Origin of the sequence: Bradyrhizobium sp. NBAIM18, from assembly GCF_020193825.1 — a bacterium.
GTDB lineage: Bacteria > Pseudomonadota > Alphaproteobacteria > Rhizobiales > Xanthobacteraceae > Bradyrhizobium > Bradyrhizobium yuanmingense.
The window spans coordinates 149,497-167,931 of the sequence record NZ_JADYVO010000004.1 but is presented as its reverse complement, the minus strand read 5'-3'; the positions used below and the strand labels follow the sequence as shown (position 1 = coordinate 167,931).

Here is an 18,435-nt window from a genome sequence, read left to right as displayed (position 1 = left end):
GCACTCGCAGCCGGCCCGTTAGACGCGGATCTCCGGCGCGGCCTTGAAATCCCCGAACAATCGAGCCCGGTTTCCGGCTCATCCTTCGAGACAGAGGGCTGGGCCAACGGCGGCTGTTCGGATCCCTGAAATTCATTTGCGTCTGTCGACGGACGCTGGACCTCAATCGATGGCAGTCAGCCCGTTCAAGTTCTTGCAGGAAGTGCGCTCGGAGACTGCCAAGGTCACCTGGCCGACCCGCCGTGAGACCACGATCACCACCATCATGGTGTTCGTCATGGTCGCGGTGGCCTCGATCTTCTTCTTCGCCGCCGACCTGATCATTCGCTACCTCGTCACCTTCCTCCTGGGCATTCAATGATGGCAACAGCAACCGCTCAAGTGTCCGACAAGCGCTGGTACATCGTCCACGCCTATTCGAACTTCGAGAAGAAGGTCGCCGAATCGATCCGCGAGCAGGCCAAGCAGCGCGGGCTCGAGGAGCTGTTCGAGCTGGTGCTGGTTCCAACCGAGAAGGTCACGGAAGTGCGCCGCGGCCGCAAGATCGACGCCGAGCGCAAGTTCTTCCCCGGCTACGTGCTGGTGAAGATGAAGCTGACCGACGAGGCGTTCCATCTGATCAAGAACACGCCGAAGGTCACGGGCTTCCTCGGCGCCGAGAACAAGCCGATGCCGATCTCGGAAGCCGAGGCCATGCGCATCCTGCACCAGGTGCAGGAGGGCGTGGAACGGCCGAAGGCGTCGGTGTCGTTCGAGATCGGCGAGAACGTGCGCGTGGCCGATGGCCCGTTCGCCTCGTTCTCGGGTGTGGTCGAGGAAATCGACGAGGCGCGCTCGCGTGTGAAGGTCGCCGTGTCGATCTTCGGCCGCGCGACGCCGGTCGAGCTGGAATTCGGTCAGGTCGAGAAGGTCTGATCGGGTAACGCGGGAGGCTTCGGTCTCGCGCAACAAGAGGCCGTGGGAGGGAGGGGTGGTTGCCAGCCGCATCCGACCCAGACCACGAACCTGAAACCGCCGGTCCTGCCGGCACAACAGGAGTGATACATGGCAAAGAAAGTGACCGGATACCTGAAGCTTCAGGTCCCGGCCGGTGCGGCGAATCCCTCGCCCCCGATCGGTCCCGCGCTCGGTCAGCGCGGTCTCAACATCATGGAGTTCTGCAAGGCGTTCAACGCCCAGACCCAGAAGGAAGAGAAGAACACCCCGATCCCGGTGATCATCACCATCTATGCGGACCGTTCCTTCACCTTCGAGATGAAGACGCCGCCGATGTCCTACTTCCTCAAGCAGGCTGCAAAAATCCAGTCCGGCTCGAAGGCGCCGGGCCGTGACAAGGCCGGCAAGGTGACCAAGGCGCAGGTGCGCGAGATCGCCGAGAAGAAGATGAAGGACTTGAATTGCGACACCATCGAATCGGCCATGAAGATGGTCGAGGGCTCGGCCCGTTCGATGGGTCTGGAAGTTGCGGGGTAAGCGGCCATGGCAATCGGAAAGCGTTTGAACAAAGCCCGCGAAGGCATTGACCGCGAAAAGCTTTACCCGCTCGCGGACGCCATCAAGATGGTCAAGGAACGCGCGAAAGCGAAGTTCGACGAGACCATCGAGGTCGCGATCAATCTCGGCGTCGATCCGCGCCACGCCGACCAGATGGTCCGCGGTGTCGTGACCCTGCCAAACGGCACCGGCCGTACGCTCCGCGTCGGCGTGTTCGCCCGCGGCGCCAAGGCCGATGAAGCCAAGGCCGCCGGTGCCGACGTGGTCGGCGCCGAGGACCTGGTCGAGAAGGTGCAGAACGGCACGATCGATTTCGACCGCTGTATCGCCACCCCCGACATGATGCCGCTGGTCGGCCGCCTCGGTAAGGTGCTCGGCCCGCGCGGCCTGATGCCGAACCCGAAGATCGGTACCGTGACCATGGACGTCACCGGTGCGGTGAAGGGCGCCAAGGGCGGCTCGGTCGAGTTCCGCGTCGAGAAGGCCGGCATCCTGCAGGCCGGCGTCGGCAAGGCCTCGTTCTCCGAGGAGAAGCTAGTCGAGAACATCAAGGCTCTGGCTGACGCGGTCTCCAAGGCGAAGCCGGCCGGTTCCAAGGGCACCTACATCCAGCGCGTTGCGGTGTCCTCGACGATGGGCCCCGGCGTGAAGGTCGAGCCGGGCACCATTCTCGGCTGAGGTTTGGAAATTGCATGAGGCGAGGGGCGGGATCGGGCGACCGATTCCGCCCCTCGTCGTTTGTGGCGGCGCTCTTCGGAAACAACAACAATGGCTGACAAGGTCCTGATCTACTCGCGCTTTCCCAAGTCGATGATGGCGCGCTTCGCCGAGCGGTTCGAGCTGCTCGACACCGGCGGCAAGCCCGTGCGGGAGGTGTTTCCGGCGGAGGAGCTGGGCGGCATCCGCGCACTGCTGACTGCTGGCGGCTCGCCACTCGGTGCGGAGGCGATGGACCTGTTTCCGAAGCTCGGCGCCATCGTCTGCTATGGGACTGGCTATGATGGCGTCGACTTGAAGGCGGCGGCCAGCCGGAACATCGCGGTCGGTCACAGCCCCGGTGCCAATGCGGCTTCCGTCGCCGACATCGCGATGACCTTGATGCTGGCGACGACGCGGCGGATTTTGGTGGCCGACCAATATGTCCGCAGCGGCGATTGGGCGGCCTCGAAACAGTCACCGATGATGCGTCCCCAGGCCGGCATGCCCGGCCGCCGCATCGGCATCTACGGCATGGGTGAGATCGGCCGCAAGATCGCCGCGCGTTGTGCTGCTTTCGAGAGCGAGGTCGGCTATTTCAGCCGCACCCGGTATGATCTGCCCTATCAGTACTTTCAGACCCTGGAGGCGCTCGCAGATTGGTGCAGCGTCCTGATGATCGCGGTGCGGGCAGGGGCCGAGACCCAACATGTTGTCAACGCCGATATCCTCAGGCGCCTCGGCGCGGACGGCTATGTCGTCAACATCTCCCGCGGCTCCGTCATCGACGAGCGGGCACTGGTCGCCGCGCTCACCGACAAGACGATCGCGGGGGCGGGCCTCGACGTCTTCGAGAAGGAACCGCACGCGCCTGACGCCCTGACCGAACTCCCCAACGTGGTGTTCGCCCCGCATATCGGCGGCCACACCCTGGATTCGCACGTCGCCATGCAGAACTGCGTGCTGGCCAACCTGACCGCGTTCTTCGAGGGCAAACCGCTGCCGTATCGGGTCAAATCGGCCTGAATCGGCCCTTGTTGGGCCATCTCAAGCCCAACCGCCAATCGATTGGAACTGGTGTGAATTTTGCTCTTGGCAAGCAGGCTCCGAGCGGTTAAAGAACCGCTTCCGGACGTGCCGGCCTCGGCTGGCGCGCTCGTGCACGCATTCCGAAAACCCGACACGACAGGAGATCATTCCTTTTCAGGACGTCCGTGAGGATTTGCCCGAAAAGGAAGGAAGATCCGTCGTTTGGCAGGGATGCGGGCAGAGGTCGGGCGGTTCGCCGGCTGACCTCGTCCTGTCCAAGACTGCAGGCGCCCGCGGGGAATTTCGATTCCTCAACGGCTTAATCGCATGGCCTGCATAGACGGGTGAAGACCGGATTTCACTTCGCATCCAGCTTTAAGGGCTGGTTTTGCGAAACGGGTCTGGTTCGGACCTCGACACGCCGTGGGCCCTTGGGCTCCCGGAGGGCAGGCTTTGAATTGTCGTCTTGCCCGGCGTGTCCGATGGGTTTTTGGCCCGGAGGTTCAGGTTGGGGCGGGACGATGGGTGCAACCCGGCGGTCCCGCTTCTCGCGATGACCGCCAACCGGAGAGAGCTTGCTGTGGAACGAGCGGCAAAAAAAGAAGCGGTCGAACAGCTCAACGAGGTCTTCAAGACCACGAGCGTCGCGATCGTTGCTCAATATTCCGGCCTCACCGTCGCCCAGATGCAGAAGCTGCGCCAGCAGATGAAGCAGGCGGGCGCCTCGGTGAAGGTCTCGAAGAACCGTCTCGCCAAAATTGCTCTTGAAGGCACTGACGTCGTTGCCATCGGCCCCATGCTGAAGGGGCCGACCGTGATCGCGACTTCGAACGATCCGGTAGCGGCGCCAAAGGTCGCCATCGAATTCGCCAAGGCGAACGAAAAGTTCGTCATCGTCGGCGGATCGATGGGGAAGACCGTCCTGAATGTCGACGGCGTGAAGGCGCTTGCCTCGCTGCCGTCGCTTGACGAACTGCGCGGCAAGATCGTCGGCCTCATCGTGGCCCCGGCGACCAAGCTGGCCCAGCTCGCCAACGCGCCCGCGGGCAAGCTCGCGCGCGTCATCCAGGCTCATGCCTCAAAGGGCGAAGCGGCCTGACGCCCTTCGCAAAACTCAAACCCGAACCAGACTTACAGTTAAGGAAACTGAACAATGGCTGACCTGCAGAAGATCGTTGACGACCTCTCGAGCCTGACCGTGCTCGAAGCTGCCGAACTCGCGAAGCTCCTCGAAGAGAAGTGGGGCGTTTCGGCTGCCGCGGCTGTCGCCGTGGCCGGCCCGGCCGCTGGCGGCGGCGGTGCTGCCGCTCCGGCGGAAGAGAAGACCGAGTTCACGGTCGTTCTCGCCAGCGCCGGCGACAAGAAGATCGAGGTCATCAAGGAAGTCCGCGCCATCACCGGTCTCGGCCTGAAGGAAGCAAAGGACCTCGTCGAGGGTGCTCCGAAGCCGCTGAAGGAAGGCGTGAACAAGGACGAAGCCGACAAGATCAAGGCCCAGCTCGAGAAGGCTGGCGCCAAGGTCGAGCTCAAGTAAGCACTGCTTACTGGCGGGATCCCGGGCGGGCACGGCTCTGCCCGGGATCCTGGTCCCCCTTCGAGAGGGTGGACCGGAATGCAAAAGGCGTGCGACGGAACGATCCGACGCAGGCCAAACACGAAAAAGTGTGGGGATTTGAGGGTTTGACCCTCGAATCTGCACTATTGTCGCCCCATATCGGGTCGGCAGCACGAAAGCGCGGTGGGCAGGGATGCCGGATTTCCCTGTAAGCCGTTGGGAGAGCAGGCTATTTCGGGCTTTTGCAGTCCGTGAAGATGATCGTTGTGACGGGCGGGCGCGCATCTGCGCCCCGCGCGTCGTTTTGCGTTTTGAAGGTCTGAAGAACAGATTCAGGACATCGGCGCCTGAAACTGCGTCTCCGGCCCCCCAAGACGGGTTCGAAAATTCAACCCGGAAAGCGGTGGCAGCCGCGGTCCGGACGGTGCGCCCAGGGCGGGCGACGAAAATGAGAGGCCACGATGGCGCAGCAGACATTCACCGGTCGCAAACGCGTTCGCAAGTTCTTCGGACACATCAAGGAAGTCGCCGAGATGCCGAACCTCATCGAGGTTCAGAAGGCGTCCTATGACCAGTTCCTGATGGTGGACGAACCCCAGGGCGGACGTCTCGACGAGGGTCTGCAGGCGGTGTTCCGCTCGGTGTTTCCGATCTCCGACTTCTCCGGCACCTCGATGCTGGAATTCGTCCGCTACGAGTTCGAGCAGCCGAAATACGACGTCGACGAGTGCCGCCAGCGCGGCATGACCTTCGCTGCGCCCCTCAAGGTGACGCTGCGCCTCATCGTGTTCGATATCGACGAGGAAACCGGCGCGAAGTCGGTGAAGGACATCAAGGAGCAGGACGTCTACATGGGCGACATCCCGCTCATGACGATGAACGGCACCTTCATCGTCAACGGCACCGAGCGCGTCATCGTCTCGCAGATGCACCGTTCGCCCGGCGTGTTCTTCGACCACGACAAGGGCAAGACCCATTCCTCGGGCAAGCTGCTGTTCGCCGCCCGCGTCATCCCGTATCGCGGCTCCTGGCTCGACATCGAGTTCGACGCCAAGGACATCGTCTATGCGCGTATCGACCGTCGCCGCAAGATTCCGGTGACGTCGCTGATGTTCGCCCTCGGCCTCGACGGCGAGGCGATCCTCTCAACGTTCTACAAGAAGATTCTCTACAAGCGGACCAAGGAAGGCTGGCGCGTTCCGTTCGACGCCAACCGCTTCCGCGGCTACTCCACGGTCAACGACCTGATCGATGCCGACACCGGCAAGGTCGTGCTCGAGGCCGGCAAGAAGCTCACCGTCCGCGCCGCCCGCCAGCTCCAGGAGAAGGGGCTGAAGGCGCTGCGCATGGCCGACGAGGAGCTGGTCGGCAACTACGTCGCCGAGGATCTCGTCAACCCCAAGACCGGTGAGATCCACGCCGAGGCCGGTGAGGAGATCACCGACAAGCTGATGAAGGCGCTCAACGAGCAGGGCTACAAAGAGCTGCCGCTGCTCGACATCGACCACGTCAATGTCGGCCCCTACATCCGCAACACGCTCTCGGCCGACAAGAACATGACGCGCGAGGACGCGCTGTTCGACATCTACCGCGTGATGCGTCCGGGCGAGCCGCCGACGCTGGAATCGGCGCAGGCCATGTTCCAGTCGCTGTTCTTCGACGCCGAGCGCTACGACCTCTCCGCGGTCGGCCGCGTCAAGATGAACATGCGCCTCGACCTCGATGCGCCCGACACCCAGCGCACGCTGCGCAAGGAGGACATCCTCTCCGTCATCAAGACGCTGGTGGATCTGCGCGACGGCAAGGGCGAGATCGACGACATCGACCATCTCGGCAACCGCCGCGTGCGTTCGGTCGGCGAGCTCATGGAGAACCAGTACCGCATCGGCCTGTTGCGCATGGAGCGCGCGATCAAGGAGCGCATGTCCTCGGTCGACATCGACACGGTCATGCCGCAGGACCTGATCAACGCCAAGCCGGCCGCCGCCGCGGTGCGCGAGTTCTTCGGCTCCTCGCAGCTCTCGCAGTTCATGGACCAGACCAACCCGCTCAGTGAGATCACCCACAAGCGCCGCCTCTCGGCGCTCGGACCGGGCGGTCTCACCCGCGAGCGCGCTGGCTTCGAGGTGCGCGACGTGCACCCGACGCATTACGGCCGCATCTGCCCGATCGAGACGCCGGAAGGTCCGAACATCGGCCTGATCAACTCGCTCGCGACCTTCGCGCGCGTGAACAAGTACGGCTTCGTCGAGACGCCGTATCGCAAGGTCAAGGATGGCCGTGTCACCGACGAGGTCGTGTACCTGTCGGCGATGGAGGAAGGGCGCTATTCCGTGGCCCAGGCCAACGTGCCGGTCGACGCCAAGGGCCGCTTCACCGAAGACCTCGTGGTCTGCCGTTCGAGCGGCACCCGCGACGTCGTGCCGATGACGCCCGACAAGGTCGACTACATGGACGTGTCGCCGAAGCAGCTCGTTTCGGTCGCCGCGGCGCTGATCCCGTTCCTCGAGAACGACGACGCCAACCGCGCGCTGATGGGCTCGAACATGCAGCGCCAGGCGGTGCCGCTGGTTCGCGCCGAGGCGCCGTTCGTCGGCACCGGCATGGAGGGCGTGGTTGCCCGTGACTCGGGCGCTGCGATCGCGGCGCGCCGTTCGGGCGTGATCGACCAGATCGATGCGACCCGCGTCGTCATCCGCGCCACGGAAGATCTCGATCCGACCAAGTCGGGCGTCGATATCTACCGCCTCATGAAGTACCAGCGCTCGAACCAGTCGACCTGCATCAACCAGCGTCCGCTGGTGAAGGTCGGCGACGTCGTCAGGAAGGGCGACATCATCGCCGACGGTCCCTCGACCGATCTCGGCGAGCTCGCGCTCGGCCGCAACGTGCTGGTCGCGTTCATGCCGTGGAACGGCTACAACTTCGAAGACTCGATCCTGCTCTCCGAGCGGATCGTGAAGGAGGACGTCTTCACCTCGATCCACATCGAGGAGTTCGAGGTGATGGCCCGCGACACCAAGCTCGGACCTGAGGAAATCACCCGCGACATTCCGAACGTCTCGGAAGAAGCGCTGAAGAACCTCGACGAAGCCGGTATCGTCTACATCGGCGCGGAAGTGCGCGCCGGCGACATCCTGGTCGGCAAGATCACGCCGAAGGGCGAAAGCCCGATGACGCCGGAAGAGAAGCTGCTGCGCGCCATCTTCGGCGAGAAGGCCTCCGACGTCCGCGACACCTCGCTGCGCGTTCCCCCGGGCGTGCAGGGCACCATCGTCGAAGTGCGCGTGTTCAACCGCCACGGCGTCGACAAGGACGAGCGTGCGCTGGCGATCGAGCGGGAGGAGATCGAGCGCCTCGCCAAGGACCGCGACGACGAGCAGGCGATCCTGGACCGCAACGTCTACAACCGTCTTGCCGAGCTGCTCGAGGGTCGGCAGGGCATTGCAGGTCCCAAGGGCTTCAAGAAGGACACCAAGATCACCCGTGCGGTGCTCGAGGAGTATCCGAAGTCGCAATGGTGGCTGTTCGCTTCGCCGAACGACAAGCTGATGGCCGAGATCGAGGCCATGCGGAAGCAGTACGACGAGTCGAAGAAGGGGCTGGAACAGCGCTTCCTCGACAAGGTCGAGAAGCTTCAGCGCGGTGACGAATTGCCGCCCGGCGTGATGAAGATGGTCAAGGTCTTCGTCGCGGTGAAGCGCAAGATCCAGCCCGGCGACAAGATGGCCGGCCGCCACGGCAACAAGGGCGTGGTGTCGAAGATCGTGCCGATCGAGGACATGCCGTTCCTCGAAGATGGCACGCATGCCGACATCGTGCTCAATCCGCTCGGCGTGCCTTCGCGCATGAACGTCGGACAGATCCTCGAGACCCATCTCGGCTGGGCCTGCGCCGGCCTCGGCAAGCGTATCGGCCAGACCGTCGATGCGTACCTGTCGAGGCAGGACATCAAGCCGCTGAAGGAGACCTTGAAGAAGGTCTACGGCGAGGACGAGACGATCAAGTCGCTCAACGACAACGAGCTGCTCGAACTCGGCCATAACCTCAGCCGCGGCGTGCCGATCGCAACCCCGGTGTTCGACGGTGCCAAGGAAGCCGATATCGAGGAGATGCTGAAGCTCGCCGGTCTCGACGCTTCGGGTCAGTCGACCGTCTATGACGGCCGCACCGGCGATCCGTTCGATCGCAAGGTGACGGTGGGCTACATCTACATGCTCAAGCTGCACCATCTGGTCGACGACAAGATCCATGCTCGTTCGATCGGTCCGTACTCGCTCGTCACCCAGCAGCCGCTGGGCGGCAAGGCGCAGTTCGGCGGCCAGCGCTTCGGCGAAATGGAGGTGTGGGCGCTCGAGGCTTACGGCGCGGCGTACACGCTCCAGGAGATGCTGACGGTGAAGTCGGACGACGTCGCCGGCCGTACCAAGGTGTACGAGGCGATCGTGCGCGGCGACGACACGTTCGAGGCCGGTATTCCGGAATCGTTCAACGTGCTGGTCAAGGAAATGCGCTCGCTCGGCCTCAACGTCGACCTGCACAACTCCAAGATGGGACCGGCGCCGACGTCGGAAGCGGCCGAGTAATTCGACCTGTCATGCCCGGCCTTCGCGGCCGGGCATCGGCGCCCCGCCCGAGGCCTTGAGGGCAGGGCGCCATGCAGAAGTGATTTTCGAATTTGCGGCCGGAGGCGACCGGCACGCGAGGAGAAGACGATGAACCAAGAAATTATGAATCTCTTCAATCCGACGACGCCGGCTCAGGTCTTCGACCAGATCCGGATCTCGATCGCGTCTCCAGAGAAGATTCTGTCCTGGTCCTACGGCGAGATCAAGAAGCCGGAGACCATCAACTATCGTACCTTCAAGCCCGAGCGCGACGGACTGTTCTGCGCCCGCATCTTCGGGCCGATCAAGGACTACGAGTGCTTGTGCGGCAAGTACAAGCGCATGAAGTACAAGGGCATCATCTGCGAGAAGTGCTCGGTCGAGGTCACGCTGTCGCGCGTCCGGCGCGAGCGCATGGGTCATATTGAGCTCGCAGCCCCCGTCGCGCACATCTGGTTCCTGAAGTCGCTGCCCTCGCGCATCGGCCTCCTGCTCGACATGACGCTGAAGGATCTCGAGCGGATCCTCTACTTCGAATATTACGTCGTGCTCGAGCCGGGCCTCACCGCGCTGAAGGACCGTCAGCTGCTGTCGGAAGACGAGTATCTGAAGGCGCAGGACGAGTACGGCCAGGACAGCTTCACCGCCATGATCGGCGCCGAGGCGATCCGCGAGCTGCTCAAGGGCATGGACCTCGAGAAGCTCGAGGCCTCGCTGCGTGCCGAGATGCAGGAGACCGACTCCGACATCAAGCACAAGAAGCTCGCCAAGCGTCTGAAGATCGTGGAAGCGTTCCGCCATTCCGGCAACAAGCCGGAATGGATGATCATGACCGTGATCCCGGTGATTCCGCCGGACCTGCGTCCGCTGGTGCCGCTGGACGGCGGCCGTTTCGCGACCTCTGATCTCAACGATCTCTATCGCCGCGTCATCAACCGCAACAACCGCTTGAAGCGGCTGATGGAGCTGCGCGCGCCCGACATCATCATCCGCAACGAGAAGCGCATGCTTCAGGAAGCGGTCGATGCGCTGTTCGACAACGGCCGCCGCGGCCGCGTCATCACCGGCGCCAACAAGCGTCCGCTGAAGTCGCTCGCCGACATGCTCAAGGGCAAGCAGGGCCGCTTCCGCCAGAACCTGCTCGGCAAGCGCGTCGACTATTCGGGCCGTTCGGTGATCGTGGTCGGTCCCGAGCTGCGCCTGCATCAGTGCGGCCTGCCGAAGAAGATGGCGCTCGAGCTGTTCAAGCCGTTCATCTATTCGCGGCTCGACGCCAAGGGCCTGTCCACCACCGTGAAGCAGGCCAAGAAGCTGGTCGAGAAGGAACGGCCCGAGGTCTGGGACATCCTGGACGAGGTGATCCGCGAGCATCCGGTGCTGCTCAACCGCGCCCCGACGCTGCACCGCCTCGGCATTCAGGCATTCGAGCCCGTGCTGATCGAGGGCAAGGCGATCCAGCTTCACCCGCTGGTCTGCTCCGCGTTCAACGCCGACTTCGACGGCGACCAGATGGCCGTGCACGTTCCGCTGTCGCTCGAAGCGCAGCTGGAAGCGCGCGTCCTGATGATGTCGACCAACAACATCCTGCATCCGGCGAACGGCCAGCCGATCATCGTGCCGTCGCAGGACATCGTGCTCGGTCTGTACTACGTCTCGATCATGCGCGAAGGTCTGCCCGGCGAGGGCAAGGTGTTCGGCGACATGGCCGAGCTCGAGCATGCGCTGCACGCGAAGGTCATCCACCTCCACACCAAGATCAAGTACCGGTGGGAAGGCATGGACGAGACCGGCAAGGTCTCCAAGCGCTGGATCGAGACCACCGCCGGCCGCGTCATGCTCGGCAATCTGCTGCCGAAGAACCCGCGCATCTCCTACGAGATCATCAACAAGCTGATGACCAAGCGCGAGATCTCCGGCGTCATCGACCAGGTCTACCGCCACTGCGGCCAGAAGGAGACGGTGATCTTCTGCGACCGCATCATGGCGCTCGGCTTCTACAACGCCTTCAAGGCCGGCATCTCGTTCGGCAAGGACGACATGGTCGTGCCGCACGGCAAGTGGAAGATCGTCGACACCACCCGTACGCTGGCGAAGGATTTCGAGCAGCAGTACAACGACGGCCTGATCACCCATGGCGAGAAGTACAACAAGGTCGTCGACGCCTGGTCGAAGGCCACGGAAGAAATCGCCAAGGCGATGATGAAGGAGATCTCCGCCACCAAGAAGACGGCGAGCGGAGCCGACGCCGACATCAACTCGATCTACATGATGGCTCACTCCGGTGCCCGCGGTTCGCCGGCCCAGATGCGCCAGCTCGCCGGCATGCGCGGCCTGATGGCCAAGCCGTCGGGCGAGATCATCGAGACGCCGATCATCTCGAACTTCAAGGAAGGCCTCTCGGTGCTCGAGTACTTCAACTCGACCCACGGCGCCCGCAAGGGCCTCGCGGACACCGCGTTGAAGACCGCGAACTCCGGCTACCTGACCCGTCGTCTCGTCGACGTGGCGCAGGACTGCATCATCACGCAGAGCGACTGCGGCACCAAGCTCGGCATCAAGATGCGCGCCATCGTCGACGCCGGTACCGTGGTCGCCTCGCTCGGCTCGCGCATCCTCGGACGCACGGCCTGCGAAGACGTGCGTGACAGCTCGGGCCAGGTGATCGTCAAGCGCGATACGCTGATGGAGGAGAGCCACGTGGATGCCATCCATCAGGCCGGCATCCAGGAGGTGAAGATCCGCTCGGCGCTGACCTGCGAGCTCGTCAACGGCATCTGCGGCAAGTGCTACGGCCGCGACCTCGCCCGCGGCACGCCGGTCAACCACGGCGAAGCGGTTGGCGTCATCGCGGCGCAGTCGATCGGCGAGCCGGGCACCCAGCTCACCATGCGCACCTTCCACATCGGCGGTGCGGCGCAGCTCAACGAGCAGTCCTTCGTCGAAGCCAACTTCGACGGCAAGATCGTGATCAGGAACAAGGCCATCGCCCGCAACAGCGAAGGTCACCTTATCGCGATGGTGCGCAACATGGTTGTCGCGATCGTCGATGCCGACGGCACCGAGCGTGCGACCCACCGTATCCAGTACGGTTCGCGTCTGCACGTCGACGAGGGTGACATGGTCAAGCGCGGCCAGCGCATCGTCGAATGGGATCCCTACACCCGTCCGCTGCTCACCGAGGTCGAAGGAACCATCGGCTTCGAGGATCTGGTCGAGGGGCAGTCGATCTCGGAAACGCTCGACGAGGCCACCGGTATCGCCAAGCGCGTGGTCATCGACTGGCGTTCGACGCGCGGCGGCTCGGACCTGCGTCCGGCCATCGTGGTGAAGGGCAAGGACGGCAAGGTGCTCAAGCTCGCCCGTGGCGGCGATGCCCGCTACATGCTGTCGGTCGACGCCATTCTCTCGGTCGACATCGGAGCCAAGGTCCAGCCGGGCGACATCCTGGCCCGTGTCTCGACCGAAAGCGCCAAGACGCGTGACATCACCGGCGGTCTGCCGCGGGTGGCGGAACTGTTCGAGGCTCGGCGCCCGAAGGATGCGGCGATCATCGCCGAAATCGCGGGCACCATCCGGTTCGGGCGCGACTACAAGAACAAGCGTCGCATCTCGATCGAGCCGATGGACAAGACCGACGAGCCGCGCGAGTACCTGATCCCGAAGGGCAAGCACATCCACCTTCAGGACGGCGACGTCGTCGAAAAGGGCGACTTCATCGTGGAAGGCAACCCGGCGCCGCACGACATCCTCGCGGTCAAGGGCATCGAGGAGCTCGCTGCCTATCTGGTCAACGAGATCCAGGAGGTCTACCGGCTGCAGGGCGTGCTCATCAACGACAAGCACATCGAGGTGATTGTCCGTCAGATGCTCCAGAAGGTGGAAATCACCGACCAGGGCGACACGGACATGATCTCCGGCGAGCAGGTCGACAAGATCGAGTTCGACGCGCTGAACGTGAAGGCCAAGGAAGAGGGCAAGAAGCCCGCCACGGGAACGCCGGTTCTGCTCGGCATCACCAAGGCGAGCCTCCAGACCCGCTCCTTCTTCTCGGCGGCATCGTTCCAGGAGACCACCCGCGTCCTCACCGAGGCGGCGGTCAACGGCAAGATCGATCCGCTCGAAGGCCTCAAGGAGAACGTCATCGTCGGCCGACTGATCCCGGCGGGCACCGGCGCCTCCATGGCCAAGATCCGCGAAGTCGCCATGAAGCGCGACAAGCTGATCCTGGACGAGCGCGAGAAGCAGGCCGCCGTCGTGTCGCCGGCGCCGGAAGCCGAGCTTCCTGCGCTGCCGCCCGCGGAATGATCGTTCATCCGTAGGAATACCGAGGACAATGAAAAGGCCGGCTTTTGCCGGCCTTTTTGCTGCTTTGTTGCGATGCGGGATCAACCTTTGTTCATCTTTCCTTCAGCCGCAAAAGCGCTTGTGCTATGGCGCCTTAGACCGGTGGTCCCGCCAAGGGGGCAGGGCCGGAAGACCACGGAACTCTCATGCTTGATCTCGCAATCGTAGGCGGCGGCCCCGGCGGGCTGATGAGCGCCTGGTACCTGAAGCGCAAGCTCGGCGACCTATGCCGCGTCACCATCTACGAGGCCTCCGACAGGCTTGGCGGAAAGATCGCCACCCGCAAGTTCGATTCGGCGCCCGCGATGTACGAGGCCGGCGTTGCCGAGATCTACGACTACTCGATGACGGGCCCGGACCCGCTGCGCGAGCTGATCCAGCATTTCGGCCTTCAGACCATTCCGATGGATGCCGAGCAGGTGCAGTTCGGCGGTGAGCTGCTCAACGACGTTCCCGGCATGCGCCGCAAATACGGCGCCAAGACTGCCGCCGCGATCGAAGCCTTCCGCAAGCGCTGCGCCGAGGTGATGTCGCCGGTGGAATATTACGAGGGCGTCGGCGCGCACGACAACGAACATCCCTGGGCCTACAAGACCGCCGAGCAGGTGCTCGACGAGGAGGTCGAGGACGTCACCGCAAAGCGCTTCTTCAAGGTGATGGCGCGTTCCGACATCGCGACCGAGAGCCACAACACCAACGGGCTCAACGCGCTCAAGAACTATCTGATGGACGTCGACGGCTATATCGGCCTCTATTCCATCCAGAACGGCAACGAGCAGCTGATCGAGTGCCTGCAGTCGGAGGTCAATGCCGACATCCAGCTCAATCACCGCGTGCTCACCGTCGGCAAGGCGCCGACCGGCCGGTATCAGCTCAAGATGATGAACGGCAAGGGGCCGGAGACCCGTGACTTCGATCTCGTGCTGGTCTGCCTGCCGCATTCCTGGCTCGCCACTCTCGGCTGGGAGGGCGAGCAGCTGCGCAGGTCGATGGTCAAGCACGTGGCCTATTTCGACCGGCCCGCGCACTATCTGCGCGTCTCGATCCTGTTCGACGAGCCGTTCTGGGGCGACAAGATTCCGGGCGCTTGGTTCATGTCGGAAGCCTTCGGCGGCTGCTGCGTCTACAACGAGGGCGCACGTCACGACGTCGGCAAGCATGGTGTTCTGAACTGGCTCATTCCCGGCTCCGATGCGCTGGCTTTTGCCAATCTGTCGGACCAGGAGCTGATCGAGGCCGCCCTGAAATCGCTGCCGGCTTCTCTCGGCGATGCGCGTCTGCACTTCATGGAAGGCAAGATCCACCGCTGGCTGTCCTCGGTGAACGCGCTGCCTGGTGGTTTGCCGGTGCGCGATGTCATGACAAATCACCGGCCCGAGCCGAAGGAGCATCCCGGCATCGTGGTGGTCGGCGACTATCTGTTCGATTCGACGCTGAACGGCCTGCTCGATTCCTCGGACGCGGCGACCGACATCATCCTGACCGAGATGATGCGCCTGCGCCGCCAGCGCGCGCAGGACGTCAAGCCGCTCTCGGACAAGATCGATCGCAAATATTTCGAGAATTATCGCGGTCTCGGCCCCTATCACCAGGCGTGGCGGCACTTCACCGATCCCGACTACCTGACGAAGCTGATCGGCATCGTCTGGGGCAGGGCGGCGGGCGCCAAGCTGCTGGTCGCGGGCTCCGCCAGCGGCGAACTGGTTGGCGCCCTGCGCGATCGCGGCATCGATGCATGGGGAATCGAGAACAACCGCGCGATCCACGCCAGGACGCCGAAGGCGTTGAAGAAGTACAACAAGCTCGGCACGATCACCGACATGCCGTTCAAGGACGCCACGTTCGACTTCGTGTTCGAGACCAGCCTCTGCCACGTTTCCCCGAAGCAAGTGGTCCGCGCGATCCGCGAGCTCAACCGCGTGGTCAAGACCGGCCTCGTGTTCGGCTCCATCACCTCGGACATGGCGCCGGCATTGATCGACCGCTACGACCTCTTGCGCGGAGTCAAGAAGCTCGGCACCTGGTGGGAATGGTCCGAACTGTTCTTCGGCAACGGCTTCGACCTGTCGATGCACCGCAAGGATTGCACCGATGCGCTGTGGGAGGCGACGCTCGCCGCCAACAAGGGGCCGGGGCAGTGGTACGCCGACGCGGACAGCTTGCGCTATTCCTTCTTCGACAAGGTCGAGGACGAGGACTAGCCTGGGGGACGCCAACCGAGTTCGCCAATTGTTTTGCCGAATTCATCCTGATCGCATAGAATCGGTGCAATAGCGGTTGCCGCTATTTCCTGCGTTCTCTGCGGTCATGCCGGCCGTCAGCATCGGTTGGTTTCATGGCATCCAAGCCTTTCTTGCCTGGCGACAAGCCTCTATCTCCCGATCAACAGAAGCTCGCCGCGGAGGAGGCGGCCGGGCTCGATGGCAAGCTCGCCGACGCTGCCAAGCCGGATATCAAGGACGACGAGGACGCCGAAGACGAGGGGGATGACGAGCTGGAGCTCGACGAGGACGATGAGGACGAGGACCTCGTCGTCTTTACCGCGCGCGAAGCCGCCGGGGCCCTTGCGACCATTGTCGGGTTCGTCAAGCCCTATCTCTCCAACTACAAGCGGATGCTGTCATTCGTGGCATTCGGCGTCGTGGTCGAGACGTTGTTCAACGTCATCATGCCGCTCAGCCTCAAGTTCCTGATCGACGATGCACTCGGCGAGGAGGATTTTCAGGCGCTCTACAAGATCCTCGGCGTGCTCGCCGTCGCCGGCATTTTCACCTCGATCGTTGCAGTCTGGTACGAACGCTGGGACGCCCGACTTGCCGCTTGCATCATCTCCGATGTCCGCAAACGCCTGTTCGAGCACGTCCAGGACCTGCCCGCCGCCTATTTCGGCCGCACCAGGCGCGGCGAGATCCTGTCGCGCTTCTCGGTCGATCTGTCGGCCTTCGAAGGCTCGGTCAAGACGTTCGCCAACAGTGCCGCGCTGCCGTTCCTGGAGCTGATCGCCGGCATCATCCTGATGTTGTTCCTCAACTGGCAGCTCGCCGTCGTCGCGCTGCTGGTGTTCCCGATCACGCTGATCGGCCCGCGGATCCTGACGCCGAAGGCGGTGCAGGCCAATTACGAACAGAAGCTCAATGAATCGGCGTTGCTGGGCCAAGTCCAGGAGAACGTGGCCGCCCAGGCGGTCATCAAGGCATTCAGCCTGCAGCGCAAGATGTTCGGCTTCTTCAGGTTGCGCAACGATGAGACCCGCAACAAGATGGCCTCGGCCACATTCCTCTCGACCATGGTGGAGCGGACGGTCACCATCTCGGTGCTCCTCCTGCACCTTGTGGTGCTCGCGATCGGCGCGTATCTGGCGACCACGGGCCATATCACCATCGGCACCTTCGTCACCTTCGAGAGCGCGTTCTGGGAGGTCTCCTACAACATCGCCCATGTGATGCATTTCATCCCGGTGTCGATCTCCTCGGCCGCCGCGATCCGCCACATCCAGGAACTGCTCGACGAGCCGACCCGCAGCGCCGATCGCTCGGGCGCGCCCGATCTGCCGCGCATCACCCACGACATTACCTTCGATCACGTCACCTTCCAGTACGAGGGTGGTCAGACGCCGGTGCTGGACAATCTCAGCCTCAAGCTCGATGCCGGCAAGCGCATCGCGATCGTCGGTCCGAGCGGCTCCGGCAAGAGCACGCTGCTCAATCTGATCCTGCGGCTCTACGTGCCCGACGAAGGCCGCGTCACCATCGACGGCGTCGACGTCCGCAAGGTGACGCTGGACTCGCTGCGCCGGAGCATGGCGGTGGTGTTCCAGGAGAACATGCTGTTCAACATGTCGATCCGCGAGAACATCCGGCTCGGCAAGGAGGGCGCAACCGACCAGGAGGTGGAGGAGGCGGCCAAGAAGGCCGAGATCCACCGCTACATCATGAGCCTGCCGCAGCGCTACGACACGCCGGTCGGCGAGCGCGGTGACACGCTGTCGGGCGGCCAGCGCCAGCGCATCGCGATCGCGCGCGCGATCATCCGCAACCCCTCCGTGCTGCTGCTGGACGAAGCCACCTCGGCGCTGGACCAGACCACCGAGGCCGCGATCAACCGGACGCTGCTCAAGGTCGCCAAGGGCCGCACCATGATCTGGTCGACCCATCGCCTGACCTCGGTGGTCGAAATGGACGAGATCATCGTGATTTCAGGGGGCAGGGCGATCGAGCGCGGTTCCCATGCCGAACTGCTTGCCAAGAACGGCACCTATCGCAAGCTGTGGAACGACCAGATCCACCAGCCTCATGGCGCGGCAGCTCATGCCGACGACGACCGCGATGATGACGACGAGGACGAAGACCTAGATGACGATGAGGACGACGAGGAGGAGTAACCGCGGGCGGTTAGCTTCGAGCGGCCGCGTCTGATCGTCTCGTCTCACAGGCAACGCGCGGTTCAGCGCCGACTCGTCGATTCTCTGATGCAAGGCGTTCGGCCGCCGCGACGCCGCTTTTTTTCGCACGCATGGCTTGGGGCAAGAGCCATCCGCGGCTCGACAGGTCCGGGCCGAAGCCCGGTCACACCGGGCATCGCGGCGGGCCGGGAAAAGCTGGTAGACCGGCCACCAGCCAGCAAACTGAGCGCAGGCAGGAGAAAAGCCCCTCAGCTTGGTAATAAAACTACATTAAACCCGGGTACAATTTCTTTCAGATCTGGCAGGTC

11 protein-coding genes are annotated in these 18,435 nt (G+C 63.5%); all 11 read left to right on the top strand.

The genetic code is table 11. The features are described 5' to 3' along the window. Positions 1-169 precede the first annotated feature (169 nt). The 11 genes from secE to I6F17_RS11125 all read left to right on the top strand — a co-directional run bounded on the left by secE (position 170) and on the right by I6F17_RS11125 (position 18,106). Positions 170-361: a preprotein translocase subunit SecE gene (secE, locus tag I6F17_RS11175; protein WP_036010992.1), complete on the top strand. Its 192-nt coding sequence runs from the start codon at positions 170-172 to the stop codon at positions 359-361. Next, the gene (gene nusG, locus I6F17_RS11170) at positions 361-915 is read left to right on the top strand and encodes a transcription termination/antitermination protein NusG (protein WP_018647229.1); all 555 of its coding nucleotides are present in this window, start codon (positions 361-363) and stop codon (positions 913-915) included. The genes secE and nusG overlap by 1 nt, the downstream gene beginning before the upstream one ends. Before the next feature lie 129 nt (positions 916-1,044). After that, on the top strand, positions 1,045-1,473 hold the full coding sequence (rplK, locus tag I6F17_RS11165) for a 50S ribosomal protein L11 (RefSeq protein ID WP_011088164.1): 429 nt from the start codon (positions 1,045-1,047) through the stop codon (positions 1,471-1,473). A 6-nt stretch (positions 1,474-1,479) separates the two neighbouring features. Next, complete coding sequence (rplA, locus tag I6F17_RS11160) at positions 1,480-2,172, top strand: 50S ribosomal protein L1 (RefSeq protein WP_025037003.1); 693 nt, start codon at positions 1,480-1,482, stop codon at positions 2,170-2,172. Between the two features lie 90 nt (positions 2,173-2,262). Next, positions 2,263-3,216, top strand: coding sequence for a 2-hydroxyacid dehydrogenase (locus I6F17_RS11155; protein ID WP_225128146.1), 954 nt, complete (start codon positions 2,263-2,265; stop codon positions 3,214-3,216). A gap of 583 nt (positions 3,217-3,799) precedes the next feature. Beyond that, positions 3,800-4,318, top strand: a complete 519-nt coding sequence (rplJ, locus tag I6F17_RS11150; RefSeq protein ID WP_036041495.1) for a 50S ribosomal protein L10 — start codon at positions 3,800-3,802, stop codon at positions 4,316-4,318. 54 nt (positions 4,319-4,372) lie between these two features. After that, complete coding sequence (gene rplL / locus I6F17_RS11145; protein ID WP_036027614.1) at positions 4,373-4,753, top strand: 50S ribosomal protein L7/L12; 381 nt, start codon at positions 4,373-4,375, stop codon at positions 4,751-4,753. A 482-nt stretch (positions 4,754-5,235) separates the two neighbouring features. Beyond that, positions 5,236-9,360 (top strand): DNA-directed RNA polymerase subunit beta, encoded by a 4,125-nt coding sequence (gene rpoB, locus I6F17_RS11140; protein ID WP_036011012.1) that lies wholly within the window; start codon positions 5,236-5,238, stop codon positions 9,358-9,360. A gap of 129 nt (positions 9,361-9,489) precedes the next feature. Continuing rightward, positions 9,490-13,686, top strand: a complete 4,197-nt coding sequence (gene rpoC, locus I6F17_RS11135) for a DNA-directed RNA polymerase subunit beta' (protein ID WP_036011015.1) — start codon at positions 9,490-9,492, stop codon at positions 13,684-13,686. Positions 13,687-13,871: 185 nt separating this feature from the next. Beyond that, the gene (locus I6F17_RS11130; protein WP_225128143.1) at positions 13,872-15,926 is read left to right on the top strand and encodes an FAD-dependent oxidoreductase; all 2,055 of its coding nucleotides are present in this window, start codon (positions 13,872-13,874) and stop codon (positions 15,924-15,926) included. A 134-nt stretch (positions 15,927-16,060) separates the two neighbouring features. Beyond that, entirely contained in the window at positions 16,061-18,106 is a 2,046-nt protein-coding gene (locus I6F17_RS11125; RefSeq protein WP_225128141.1) for an ABC transporter ATP-binding protein, read from the top strand. The last annotated feature ends 329 nt before the right edge of the window (positions 18,107-18,435 follow it).

Coding starts and splice junctions, on each gene's coding strand:
- rpoC (WP_036011015.1), top strand. CDS start 9,490: ATGAACCAAGAAATTATGAATCTCTTCAATCCGACGACGCCGGCTCAG.
- rplA (WP_025037003.1), top strand. CDS start 1,480: ATGGCAATCGGAAAGCGTTTGAACAAAGCCCGCGAAGGCATTGACCGC.
- rplK (WP_011088164.1), top strand. CDS start 1,045: ATGGCAAAGAAAGTGACCGGATACCTGAAGCTTCAGGTCCCGGCCGGT.
- secE (WP_036010992.1), top strand. CDS start 170: ATGGCAGTCAGCCCGTTCAAGTTCTTGCAGGAAGTGCGCTCGGAGACT.
- nusG (WP_018647229.1), top strand. CDS start 361: ATGGCAACAGCAACCGCTCAAGTGTCCGACAAGCGCTGGTACATCGTC.
- rpoB (WP_036011012.1), top strand. CDS start 5,236: ATGGCGCAGCAGACATTCACCGGTCGCAAACGCGTTCGCAAGTTCTTC.
- rplL (WP_036027614.1), top strand. CDS start 4,373: ATGGCTGACCTGCAGAAGATCGTTGACGACCTCTCGAGCCTGACCGTG.
- I6F17_RS11125 (WP_225128141.1), top strand. CDS start 16,061: ATGGCATCCAAGCCTTTCTTGCCTGGCGACAAGCCTCTATCTCCCGAT.
- I6F17_RS11130 (WP_225128143.1), top strand. CDS start 13,872: ATGCTTGATCTCGCAATCGTAGGCGGCGGCCCCGGCGGGCTGATGAGC.
- I6F17_RS11155 (WP_225128146.1), top strand. CDS start 2,263: ATGGCTGACAAGGTCCTGATCTACTCGCGCTTTCCCAAGTCGATGATG.